General features: G+C 66.6%; 6 protein-coding genes and 2 pseudogenes. 4 read left to right on the top strand and 4 right to left on the bottom strand.

Annotated elements, in window-relative coordinates; all coding sequences use genetic code 11:
- Nucleotides 1–320 precede the first annotated feature (320 nt).
- The 4 genes and pseudogenes from AQ610_RS22545 to AQ610_RS22560 all read right to left on the bottom strand — a co-directional run.
- Nucleotides 321–812 carry a DUF1842 domain-containing protein gene (locus AQ610_RS22545; protein WP_009915603.1) on the bottom strand — a complete coding sequence of 164 codons (492 nt, stop codon included), beginning with the start codon at nucleotides 810–812 and terminating at the stop codon, nucleotides 321–323.
- Nucleotides 813–1280: 468 nt separating this feature from the next.
- Nucleotides 1281–3473, bottom strand: a complete 2193-nt coding sequence (locus AQ610_RS22550) for a beta-glucosidase family protein (RefSeq protein ID WP_006028696.1) — start codon at nucleotides 3471–3473, stop codon at nucleotides 1281–1283.
- Between the two features lie 400 nt (nucleotides 3474–3873).
- A complete protein-coding gene (locus AQ610_RS22555; protein ID WP_009915602.1) occupies nucleotides 3874–5127 on the bottom strand; it encodes an MFS transporter in 1254 nt (417 codons plus the stop codon).
- Nucleotides 5128–5241: 114 nt separating this feature from the next.
- Nucleotides 5242–5859, bottom strand: a pseudogene (locus AQ610_RS22560) (IclR family transcriptional regulator); the annotation flags it as partial.
- A gap of 168 nt (nucleotides 5860–6027) precedes the next feature.
- On the opposite strand from AQ610_RS22560, the gene AQ610_RS22565 reads away from it, so the two are divergent.
- The 4 genes and pseudogenes from AQ610_RS22565 to nosR all read left to right on the top strand — a co-directional run bounded on the left by AQ610_RS22565 (nucleotide 6028) and on the right by nosR (nucleotide 12202).
- A complete protein-coding gene (locus AQ610_RS22565) occupies nucleotides 6028–8379 on the top strand; it encodes a cytochrome P450/oxidoreductase (protein ID WP_006028699.1) in 2352 nt (783 codons plus the stop codon).
- An 88-nt stretch (nucleotides 8380–8467) separates the two neighbouring features.
- Nucleotides 8468–8993 (top strand): annotated as a pseudogene (locus tag AQ610_RS22570) (MFS transporter); the annotation flags it as partial.
- 495 nt (nucleotides 8994–9488) lie between these two features.
- A complete protein-coding gene (locus AQ610_RS22575; protein WP_009915597.1) occupies nucleotides 9489–10490 on the top strand; it encodes a patatin-like phospholipase family protein in 1002 nt (333 codons plus the stop codon).
- A gap of 281 nt (nucleotides 10491–10771) precedes the next feature.
- Complete coding sequence (nosR, locus tag AQ610_RS22580) at nucleotides 10772–12202, top strand: nitric oxide response regulator c-di-GMP phosphodiesterase NosR (RefSeq protein WP_009915596.1); 1431 nt, start codon at nucleotides 10772–10774, stop codon at nucleotides 12200–12202.
- The last annotated feature ends 119 nt before the right edge of the window (nucleotides 12203–12321 follow it).

Here is a 12321-nt window from a genome sequence, read left to right on the forward strand (position 1 = left end):
GAACGGCTGAGCCGGTTTGCGGCACGAGTGCCATCATCTCTCGATTTGACGATCGAACGGAACAACGACGGCGCCGCGACAACGCAACGTCGATATTCGATCGGCGACGATTGCAACAATCGTCGCGAATCACGAGAACGACGCAGGCATCGCCGCGGCGATCGTTCTGTCGATTCCCTCGGCTCTCGCTTCCGAAAATGATCGCGCGCCGGCGAATTCGCTTCGCCGGCGCGCGATCCGTCATCGCTCATCGCATCCGGTACGGCCGCCTGCGCCGGATAGCCGAATGCCGTCCGAATGCGAACGATCCGCCCGCGCGATCAGAACAGCAAATGGCGAATCGTCGCATCGGTCACGGAAACGTTGCTTTCCGGATCGCTGGGGACGCCATAGTTGTACGCCGCGTACCCCGACTGGGAGCCCACGGGAATCACCGCGTTCAGGTGGAAGATGATCGGAAGTTGCGGGCCGATCCCCCAGTGCGGATTCCAGTGCAGGTCCGGATAGCCGACCAGATTGATCTGCTGGGTCTTGACCGGAAAATTCGGATCGCGTTGCTTCTTGACCGGCGGGAAATAGCCGAAGTCACCGTGGATGATGAGATCGACGAATTCCGACGTGACCTTGGGCGGCTTGTTCTTGCCCCAGGCGATGCGGCCGAAGCCGGTGATGCGATGGCTTTGATCGTCGAAATGCAGCTTGAGCTCGACGGTCGGGGCCGAGACGGACGACGGAGTCACTTCTCCGCCCGTCACGCTGTAGACGTTGTGAACGATGTGCAGCAGGACGTCTTCTTCGGTGGTGGTAGCCATGATGCGAACTCCTATCTTGATGGTGACGACGACCGTCGTGCCGATTCGGCGGCTCCAGTCGCGCCGGGTGTCGGCCCTTTGCAGACGGGCCATGCTTGAGTTCGTGAAACGGGAATCGCCTTGACGAGACGCATGTCGATCGACATCGCGGTTTGCAATTTGATTTTCTGTTTGATTGGATAGGTCTTGCTTCCTCGTTTTTACGGGATATGCGCATCTTGTGTCGGCTGTGCGCTTGCGGGAACCATCGTAGGTGGGAAAGGTGCGGGGGGAAACTACAAGTTCTGGTAGTCCGATGCGGAGGAGATCGGGAGGAAATCGAGAGAACGCGGAAGAGGAGCAAGAAGGGGGAACAAGAAGAGGCGTGCGCTCGATGGCCGATTCCGGATGACCGGCGTCCTGAGCATTCCTGACGATCGCGTCGGATTGCCGATCGGATGGCGGCGCCGCCGCCATCCGTCGCCACCGTCACGGCTGCTGAAGTCGAATATCGCGCGAAGACGCTCCCACGTAAATGCGTCCGCCGTTCGCGAGCGTCCATCCGTTCCGGTTCGTATCCCACACGCGCCGCATCTCGGAAGGAATCACGATGCGCACGCGCCGCGCTTCGCCTGCGCGCAGGCCCACCTTGTCCCATCCGACGAGGCGCTTCGGCGGCTCCTGCGGGTCGTCGAGATCGCCGAGATAGACCTGCGGCACTTCGGCGCCGGCGACCGTGCCGTCGTTGGTGAGCGTGAACGACACCGTCGTCGCATCCGGGTGCTGCTTCACTTCCAGCCCGGAATACGAGAAGTGCGTGTACGACAGGCCATGACCGAACGGGAACATCGGCGCGATGCGATTCGCGTCGTACCAGCGATAGCCGATCTTCAGCTTTTCCGAGTAGACGGGGTTCGGCGCGAGCGTGCCGCCGGCGCCCCAGGTCGGCGTGTCCTCGTCTCGCACCGGGAACGTGACGGGCAGCTTGCCGGACGGGTTGACCTTGCCGAACAGCACGTTGGCAATCGCGTTCCCGCCGCCTTCGCCGGGGAACCATGCCTGAAGGATCGCGCTCACCTGGTCGCGCCACGGCATCAGCACCGGATTGCCGCTCTCGACGACGACGATCACGCGCGGATTGGCCTGCGCGACCGCCTGGACGAGCGCGTCCTGATTTGTCGGATTCGCGAGCGCGAGGCTGCGCAGCTCGCCGAAATCCTCGCCGGCCGCTTGCGTGACGAAGACGATCGCCACGTCCGAGCGCCGCGCCAGATCGACGGCCGCATCGATCTGCTGCTGCGTATACGCGGCGAACGGCGATTGCTGGTCGCTGTTTCCGGCGAAAGCGACCGTCGCGCCCGGCGCGAGGTTGCGGATCGCCTGGACGATCGGCACGTCGAGCTTCAGCCACGGATTCGGCCACCAGTTGCAGCCCGTCGTCGTCGGGAACGTCAGGCCGCCGCATCCGGCGAACGCGCCGGTGACGGGATGCCGCGTATTGCCCGATCCGCCGCCCGTCAGCACGGCCGCATCCGCATGGCCGCCGATCACCGCGATCCGCTTCAGGCTCGCGGCGTCGAGCGGAAGTTGGCGATCCTGATTTTTCAGGAGCACGATCGACTGTTCCGCCGCATACTGGGCAAATCGATTGGCCGCGGCGAAATCGATCGCGCCGCCACCTTGCGGCGGATCGTCCATGACGCCCGTGCGGATCATCGCGTAGAGCTTGCGCCGGACCATGTCGTCGAGACGCGCCGGCGTGATCTCGCGATTCGCGAGCGCCTGCTTGACGAGATCGGGCGTGAGGAACACGGTCGGCCCGACGTCTTCCTCTTCGTCGAGCCCGGCGTTGATCGCGTTCGCGGTGCTGTGCGCGGCGCCCCAGTCGGACTGCACCTGTCCCTGGAAGCGCCATTCGTTCTTGAGCACGTCGGTGAGCACGTGTGTGTTCTCGCAGGCATAGTCGCCATTGATGCGGTTGTAGCTGCACATCACGTTGCCGGGGCGCGCGGCCTTCATCGCGATTTCGAACGGCAGCAGATAGAGCTCGCGCAGCGTGCGTTCGTCGATCTGGTCGTTGCCGCCCATCCGGTTCGTTTCCTGTTCGTTGCCGACGTAGTGCTTGATCGTCGCGATCACCTTGCGGTCCTGCGTGCCGCGCGTGCGTGCCGCGAGCATCTCGCCGGCGAGAACGGGATCTTCGCCGAGATACTCGAACAGGCGCCCGCCGCGCGGCTCGCGCGCGAGGTTGGTGCCGCCGCCCAGGCCCATCGCGAATCCTTGCGCACGCAACTGACCGGCGATCACGGCGCCGAATGCGTACGAAAGGCGTTTATCCCAGCTCGCCGCGAGCCCGATCGTCGCCGGAAACGTCGTGCTCGGCTGCGACGTGCTGCCCGAGCCCGTCGCCGAATCCACCATGTTCAGATCGGGAATGCGAAGCCGCGGAATACCCTGGATGAAGCCTGCGCCGCCGCCTGGCACGTCGCTCATTTGGTACTTCGAATGAATGAGCTGCAGCTTCTCGTCGAGCGTCATCTGGCGAACCAGCAGGTCTGCGCGGCGAAGCGCGAAATCGTCCTGAAAGGCGAAGTCCTTCGACGACGCGCCGTTTTCGGCGGCATGCGAGAAAACGCACAGCGTGGCGGAAAGAAGGGCGACGGAAAAGTGTTTTGCGTGCATGGGTTTGTCTCCGTGAATGCCTGTTTCGTTCTGGCGCTTGGTGCGACACGTCACGCCGCGCGAGCGTGGGCTCGCCGTAGCGACGTTGCGTCGTCAAGCGTGTGACGGATGAAACTCGATCATGCGTCGCGGGCAGCCGGGCGCAGCCGGTGAAGCATTCGGCGCGAACGGCGGGCGCGTGGAGATGTAGCAAAACTTCAGGGTTAGTGATAGCGCATAAGTAGACTGACTACAAGTAAACTTTTGAACGATTTGGTTATCGATCGATGCCGTTTGGGATTCGCGAAGATTGGGCCGCGCGTGCGCAATGGATCTGCGCTCGGCCGAGCGGCTTCGTGGCTGGCGGCGCGCCGTCGAACGATGTTTTGGTTGCCGAATCGTCGTCGGGTTGGCGGCGGATTCAATGCCGACGTTCCAGGCCGACCTGCAGCGATTCCGTCGCAGCGACGCGCAGGAACGGCACGATCAGCAGCAAGGTTGCGAAGGCGAGCACCGCGAACGCGGCGCGCATGCCCAGCGGCTCCGCGATCGCGCCGGCGAGGCCCGCGCCGATCGGCATCGCTCCCCAACTGAACAGGCGAGCCGCCGCGTTGTACCGTCCGAGCAGCGGCCCCGGCACGAGATGCTGGCTGATCGTTCTTGCGTTGACCGTCCACAGCGTGCCGCCCAGGCCGCCCGCGAATGCGCTCGCCGCGATGGCCCACAGATTCGTGCTCAGGACCGGCACGGCCATCATCGCGAACGTGCCGAGCAGATCCGTCAGCATGACGGCGCGCCGCCCGAAGCGGCGATTCAGGGAGGCGACGGTCAGTGCGCCGACGAAGCCGCCGATGCCGAGCGCACTGACCGTCACGCCGTAGCCGCGCGAGTCGAGACCCAGGGTCGTCGTCGCGAACAGCGGCATCAGCGCGAGCCATGCGCCCCAGCACATGCAGAGCACCGTCAGCGCGACGGCCATCAGCCGGAGCAGCGGCTGATGCCACAGGCATCCGAGCCCTTCGGCAATCTGCCGGCGCACGGGCTCCGGGCGCGCGTGCGCCGCATGCGCGACGCGAAACCGCCCGATCAGGAAAAATAGCGTGACGATGCCGGCGAAATAGCCGACGGAGACGGCGCCGAGTGCGATCGCCGTGCCGGCCGCGACCAGCATTCCACCGGCGAGCGGGCTGCAGAATTCGTTGCAGACGGTTTCCGCGCCGGCGATCCACGCGTTGGCGCGCTCACGGCCCGAGGGCGCGACGGCGTCGGGAATCAATGCGGCTGCGGAAGTGAGCGCGACGACCTCGGCGACGCCGAGCGTCAGGCCGCTTGCGTACAACATCGGGAGCGTGACGCGGCCGGACAGCAGCAGGGCGACGAGCAGCGCTATCGCGGCAATGCGCATCGCGTTCGCGATCCACAGTAGCGCGCGGCGATCGGCGCGGTCCACCAGCACGCCAACGTGAAGCGCGACGAGCAGCCACGGCAGCGTCAGCGTCAGCGACACGCCCGAGACCCGCGCGGGGGAGTGCGTGAGCGTGGTCGCCATCAACGGCAGTGCGACCTTGGTCACGCCATCGGCGAGATTCGTCAGGGCGGTGAAGATGACGAGAACGGCGGTATTGCGATTGCCGATGGCTTCGCTTGCCTGCGAGGGTTCCGCGATTGACGTCAACACGACCTCCGATTGGATGGCGGCGCCGCGCGCACGCCGAGTTTTCAGCGCATTGCTCGATCGGCAACGCGACGAACGCGAACGCTACGCCTGCCGTCGATAACCGAGCGCCGCGCTCGTTGCGTCGGCTTCCCGCCGCAGCGCGGCCGCGAGTTCCGCCTGAGCCATCGCATCGATCGTCGAGTCGTCGAGCAGGCCGAGAAACAGCCGCCCCGTCGCGGACCCGAGCAGCGACAGCACCGAACCCGCGCGCACGTTGACGATCACGGGCAGCCCCGGTTCCTCGATGCGCAGGATCGTCGGCCCGCGATTGCCCATCACCGCGACGAAGCACGTCAGCGCGAGCGTCTCGCGCAGCCGCACGAGCGCGGGCTCCGCCGCGCGGATCGGCTCGGCCTGGCGCATTGCGGCGACGCCGATCAGCAACGCCTCGGTGCCGAGGCAGTACTGCTGCGTGCCGCGGTCCTGCGACACGAAGCCTTCCTCGATCAGGCTCGCCAGATAGCGATGCACCTTCGCCGGACTCTCGTCGACGTGCGCCGCGAGCGCCGTCAGCGTCGCGCGTCCGCCGAGCCGGGCCAGCCCCTTGAGCACCGCCATGCCGGTCGCGGCCGCCTGCACGCGCTGCCGGCGCTCGCGCGGAGCGGACGGATCGGCGGCGGACGCGGTCGCATCGCGCGTTCGGGTACGGATGGCTCTCGCGGGTTTCAGGGTAGGGGCCTTTTTCGTCATCCGGGGATTGTAGTGCGTCGTGCGGAGTGGTGGAGCGTCGCCGGCAGGCGCACTGCGCCCGCCGCGTGACTACGATAGGAATGCGATGCAGGTTAACCCCTCGATCATTGCTTTGCGCAATGCGTACTAGAGTTACGCAAAATGTGATTCGACCACTGGAGGACTGCCATGACGCATCCCGTGTCCACGCCGCCGGCTTCGCCTGCCGCGCAGTGTCCGTTCCATCCCGCTTCGGCGGACGTCGCCCCGCATCCAGCCGGTTGCCCGGCGAGCGCGGCGGCGGCGGCATTCGATCCGTTCGCCGACGCCTATCAGCAGGACCCGCCCGAATATGTGCGCTGGGCGCGCGAGCAGGAGCCCGTGTTCTACAGTCCGAAGCTCGGCTACTGGGTGGTCGCGCGCTACGATGACATCAAGGCGATCTTCCGCGATAACCGGACGTTCAGCCCGTCGATCGCGCTCGAGAAGATCACGCCGACGGGCGCCGACGCAAACGCGGTGCTCGCATCGTATGGCTATGCGATGAACCGCACGCTCGTCAACGAGGACGAGCCCGCGCACATGGCGCGGCGGCGTCTGCTGATCGAGCCGTTCACGCCCGATGCGCTGCGCGCGCACGAGCCGATGGTGCGGCGGCTCGCGCGCGAATACGTTGACCGCTTCGTCGACGACGGCCGCGCGGACCTCGTCGACCAGATGCTGTGGGAAGTGCCACTCACGGTCGCGCTGCATTTCCTCGGCGTGCCCGAAGAGGACATGGACACGCTGCGCCAGTACTCGATCGCGCACACCGTCAACACGTGGGGAAGGCCGCGGCCCGACGAGCAGGTCGCGGTCGCGCACGCGGTCGGGCAGTTCTGGCAGTACGCGGGCAAGGTGCTCGAGAGGATGCGCGAGGATCCTTCGGGGCCTGGCTGGATGCAGTTCGGCATCCGCATGCAACGCGAGCATCCGGACATCGTCACCGATTCGTACCTGCATTCGATGATGATGGCGGGCATCGTCGCGGCGCACGAAACCACCGCGAACGCCACAGCGAATGCGCTGAAGCTGCTGCTTCAGCATCCGCACGCGTGGCGCGAGCTGTGCGAAGCCCCTTCGCTGATTCCGAACGCGGTCGACGAATGCCTGCGCCACAATGGCTCGATCGCCGCATGGCGGCGGATCGCGACGTGCGACACGATGGTCGGCGGCGTGGCGATTCCCGCCGGCGCGAAGCTGCTGATCGTCACGTCGTCGGCGAATCGCGACGAGCGCCGCTTCGCCGATCCGGACCTGTTCGACATCCACCGCGACGATTGCGCCGATCACCTGACGTTCGGCTATGGCTCGCATCAGTGCATGGGCAAGCATCTCGCGCGGATGGAGATGCAGATCTTCATCGACGAGCTGACGCGCCGCCTGCCGCACATGCGGCTTGCCGAGCAGCGCTTCACGTACATGCCGAACACATCGTTTCGCGGTCCGGAGCATCTGTGGGTCGAGTGGGACCCGGCCGCGAATCCGGAGCGGCGTCGCGCGGATGCGCGGCGCTCGGCGCTCGCCGTGCGGATCGGCGAATCGAACGCGCGCAGCGCGGGGCGCGCATTGTGCGTCGACAGCGTGACGCCCGCGGCCGAGCGCGTGCTGCGCGTGCGCCTCGTCGCGCCCGACGGCGCGGCGCTGCCGCGCTGGAGCGCGGGCGCGCATATCGACGTCGAATGCGGGGATACCGGCCTTTCCCGACAGTATTCGCTGTGCGGCGATCCGGCCGAGCGCGGCGCATACGAGATCGCGGTGCTGCGCGAGCCGGCGAGCCGCGGCGGCTCCGCCTGGATGCACGAGCGGCTGCGGCCCGGCATGCGCGTGACGATTCGCGGGCCGCGCAACCATTTCCGGCTCGACGCGCACGCGGGCCGCACGATCCTGATCGCGGGCGGCATCGGCATCACGCCGATCGGCGCGATCGCGCGCGAAGCGCGTGCGCTCGGCATCGACTACACACTGCATTACTGCGGACGAAGCCGCCGGACGATGGCGTTCGTCGACGCGCTCGCCGCGCTGCATGGCGGGCGGCTTCGCCTGCACGTGTCGGACGAAGGCACGCGGCACGATTTCTCCGCGCTCGACGTCGCGCCCGGCACGCAGGTCTATGCGTGCGGGCCCGCGCGCATGCTCGACGCGCTCGCCGCCCGCGCCGCGCATTGGCCGGCGGACGCGCTGCGCGTCGAGCATTTCGCGGCCGCCGCGCCGCGCGTCGATCCGGCCGCCGAGCAACCGTTCGAAGTCGAGCTGAAGGATTCGGGGCTCACGCTGACGGTGCCCGCGAACCGCTCGCTGCTGGCGACGCTGCGCGCCGCGAACGTCGACGTGCAGAGCGATTGCGAGGAAGGGCTGTGCGGCTCGTGCGAGGTGCGTGTGCTCGCGGGCGAGGTCGATCATCGCGACAGCGTGCTGAGCGCGGGCGAGCGCGCGGCGAACACGCGCATGATGGCATGCTGCTCGCGCGCGAAGCGCGGGAGGATCGTGCTCGAGCTGTAGCGCGAAACCCTTTGCCCGGTGCAGCGCGGACGACGACGGCGACATGACAAGGAAACGACGAATGACGACGCGAGTAGACGCGCGCGAGATGCTCGACAACCGCCGCTTCGGCGCATATCAATGGGCGATCGTCGCGCTGTGCGCGGCGTGCCTCGTGATGGACGGTTTCGACGTGCAGGCGATGGGCTACGTCGCGCCCGTCGTGATCCGCGAATGGGGGATTGCGAAGGAGGCGCTGTCGCCCGTGTTTGGCGCCGGATTGTTCGGCATGCTGATCGGCTCGCTCGTGTTCAGCGCGCTTGCCGATCGGATCGGCCGGCGTCCGGTGCTGATCGGCGCGACGCTGTGCTTCTCCGTCTGCATGATCGCGACGGGCTTTGCGCAAGCGATTTCGCAACTGATCGACTGGCGCTTCGCAGCGGGGCTCGGGCTCGGCTGCATCATGCCGAACGCGATGGCGCTCGCCGGCGAATACAGTCCGCGGCGCATCCGCGTATCGCTGATGATGATCGTATCGTGCGGCTTCACCGTGGGCGGCGTGGCGGGCGGGCTCATCACCGCGGCGCTGATTCCGCACGTCGGCTGGCGAGCCGTGTTCTTCGTCGGCGCCGCGGGGACGGAGGGGCGAGCGGCTCGCGCGGCGCCGGCGGCTCCGGGGCGAGGCCGGCCCCGTAGATCGCCGGCGGCGCCCACCGTGCGCGATGCGCCGAACGTCGAGCGCGCCGGCATCGAATCGTTGCGTCGCGGCCTGGCCAAAGCGTCTCGCGCATCCTAATTTAAGAATATGCGTCGCCGCGCGATACGCGATACGCGATACGCGATACGCGATTCGCGATTCGCGATTCGCGTCGACGCGAGCGAGACGGGAGCGGGTGTCCGGCATCGACAACGCGATTGCAGCCGGCGGTCCGCGAAGCCGCTATTGCGGCGAAGCGATCGCAACAGGTTGATCCGAATGAAATGCCGAGCCGGATTGACACGGCGATGTCAACGCGCAAGCGCGATCGAATGCGTGCTGCATCCGATGTGCGCCTGCACGGCGTCGCCGCGTTCGTTCGGAAGCATCCGCACCTGCATTTCACGAATTTCACGAGCCGAGGAGAACCGCGATGGCATTCAAGATTCTCAGTTGCGACGGTGGCGGCATCAGGGGATTGATCACCGCGTTGCTCATTCAGGATCTCGATCGACGCAGCGGCATCCTGGCGAAGGCGGACGGCTTCGCCGGCACGTCGACGGGCGGCCTGCTCGCGCTCGCGCTTGCGCGCGGCGTGTCGATTTCCGAAGTCGTCGACGTCTACCGGAACCGGGGAGCCGAGATATTCCAGGAGAGCGGCGCGTGGCTTGAGCAGAGAGAGACGATCGCGACGGGCGCGGCGAGCTTCGCCGCGTCCGCCGGGCCGGGGCTTTTCGCGTGCCAGTACGTGAACACCGGGCTCAAGCGCATCGCGCAGGAACTGCTGCGCGGCGGCGATCTGACCGAGTTGCGCCGGCTGACCGTCATCAATTCGTCACGGCTATGGGACCCGGCGCTGCGCAGTTGGTCCGCATGCACGTTCTCGAACGCGAGCGGCAATGCGTATCGCCATGTCGCGCTTGTCGACGCGGCGCTCGCGACGTCGGCCGCGCCTTCGTATTTTCCGCCGTACGAAGTGCCGTCGCTCGGCTATTTCGCGGACGGCGGCCTGTTCGCGAACAATCCTTCGATGACGGCCGTTTCCGAGGCGCTTGCGAGCCGTCTCGGCGGCGAGCTCGGCAATTTGCGGGTGCTGTCGCTCGGCACCGGCATCAGTCAGGAAGGCATCCGCCCGAGCGCGATCGGCGATCCGCTCAGATGGGGCGTGACGACGTGGTTTTGGCCCCTCGAGAGCCACGATGTGCCGGCATCGGCGCTGCTCGGTCTCACACTCGATACGACCGCGATGCTCGCGACGCAGCAGGCGACGCAATTGCTCGGCGGATGCTACCGGCGCGCGAATTTCGTGCTCGGCGAAACGGTCGGGCTCGACGACTGGCGCAAGGCGCCGCTGCTGGAGAGCGAAACGGCCGCGTACATGAAGACGCCGGCGTGGGAGGGCGTCTGCCAGTGGGTCGACGCGAACTGGCGCTGACGCCGCGCGCGAATCGCTCGCGAAAGATGGACGACGAAGACGGTTCCAGTCTTGAATGAAGCGGAATGAAAAGCGAATGCGAAAATAGTGCGTTAAATAGCCGTTTAACGAATTGAATGAGACTGAAGCCGATTATGCCCAATCGTCGGGATGACTGAGATTGAGTGATTCGCACGCGGCGCTTCTCGCGTCTTCCGGTATCTCCCACGTTTTCCCTAGTGCGCCTGATCGTTCGCGCTGCCGATATCCAAGAAAAAAGAGAAATCGGGAATGAGGGCATCATGAGCGAACGAGCGAAAGCGAGCAGTCCTTCGATATCGATACCCAGCAACGGGTCCGCCGGGGAGGACGACGCACGGCCGGCGTGTGCGGCGGGCGACGCGCCCGCCGATGAGCCGGTCGTGCTGCTCGTCGACGACGAGCCGAGCGTGCTGTCGTCGCTCAAGCGCGTGTTCCGCCCGAAGCGTTACCGGATGCTGTGCGCCGACAGCGGCGAAGCGGCGCTCGCCCTGCTGGCCGCGGGCGAAGTCGACGTGGTCGTGTCCGATATGCGGATGCCGCGGATGAGCGGCGCGGAACTTCTCGCGCGCGTGGGCGAACGGCATCCGGACACGATGCGCATTCTGCTGACCGGTTATTCCGAAATCGATTCGGCGGTGCGCGCGATCAACGAAGCGGGCATCTACCGGTACCTGACGAAGCCGTGGGACGATCACGACCTGTTGCTGACCGTCGAGCAGGCGCTCGAGCAGCAGCGCCTGCGCCGCGAGACCGCGCGGCTCGACGCGCTCACGCGCAAGCAGAACGACGCGTTGCGCGCGTTCAATGCGGGGCTCGAAGCGCAGGTGCAGGCGCGCGTCGAGGAGATCCGCCAGACGATGCTGTTTCTCGAAGACGCGCAGCGCGACCTGACGCACAATTTCACCGCGATGGTTCAGGCGTGCGCGAACATGATCGAGCTGCGCTGCGGCGCGCCCGGCGGCGAATCGCAGCGCGTCGGCGAGGCGGCGCGCAATCTGGCGCTCGCGCTCGGCATGAGCGGCTGGCAAGCGCAGGAGCTGTTCTTCGCGGGGCTGCTGCACGGCATCGGCAAGCTGTCGTTGCCGGACGAGCTGCTGCACAAGCCGCTCGACCGGATGGCGCCGGACGAGAGCCGGCTCTATTTCCAGCACCCGTTGCGCGCGCAGATGGTGCTCACGCCGGTTCAGCAGCTCGGCCGCGTCGCGCACCTGATCCATCATCAATACGAGCGATTCGACGGGCGCGGCACGCCCGACGGACTCGCCGCCAACGCGATTCCGCTCGGCTCGCGCATTCTGGCCGTCGCGCGCGACTTCGACGCGCTGTGCAGCGGCAGCATGTTCAAGCGGCTGTACACCGTGCAGCAGGCAATGGCGGTGCTCGTCTCGCAAGCCGGTCTGCGCTACGACGCGCGCGTCGTCGACCGGTTCGTCGCGCTCTCGAAGGAATCGCCGGCGCTCGACCGGCGCGCGAGCGTATCGCGAATCAACGCTTCGCAACTCGCGGAAGGCATGCGGCTTGCCGACGACCTGCACAACAGCCGTGGCATCCTGCTGATGACGAAGGGCAGCGTCGTGTCGTCGCATCAGGCCGCGCAGGTGCGCCGTTTCGAAGCGAACGAAGTGGCTCCGTTCGTGATTTTCGTCGATGCGGGAAGCGGCGAGCCGCCGCCGCGCGGCCTGCTCGATTGACGCATCGCGGCTCGCGGCGGCGATCGGCGCCGCGCCCGGCCACGAAGACATCGGCGCGTTTGACGCCGTCTGATGAAGGGGAGATCTGGCGTGACCTCGTTGTCCTCTTCGATTCCCGC

The sequence above is a fragment of the Burkholderia humptydooensis genome (assembly GCF_001513745.1).
In the GTDB taxonomy this organism is placed as follows: domain Bacteria; phylum Pseudomonadota; class Gammaproteobacteria; order Burkholderiales; family Burkholderiaceae; genus Burkholderia; species Burkholderia humptydooensis.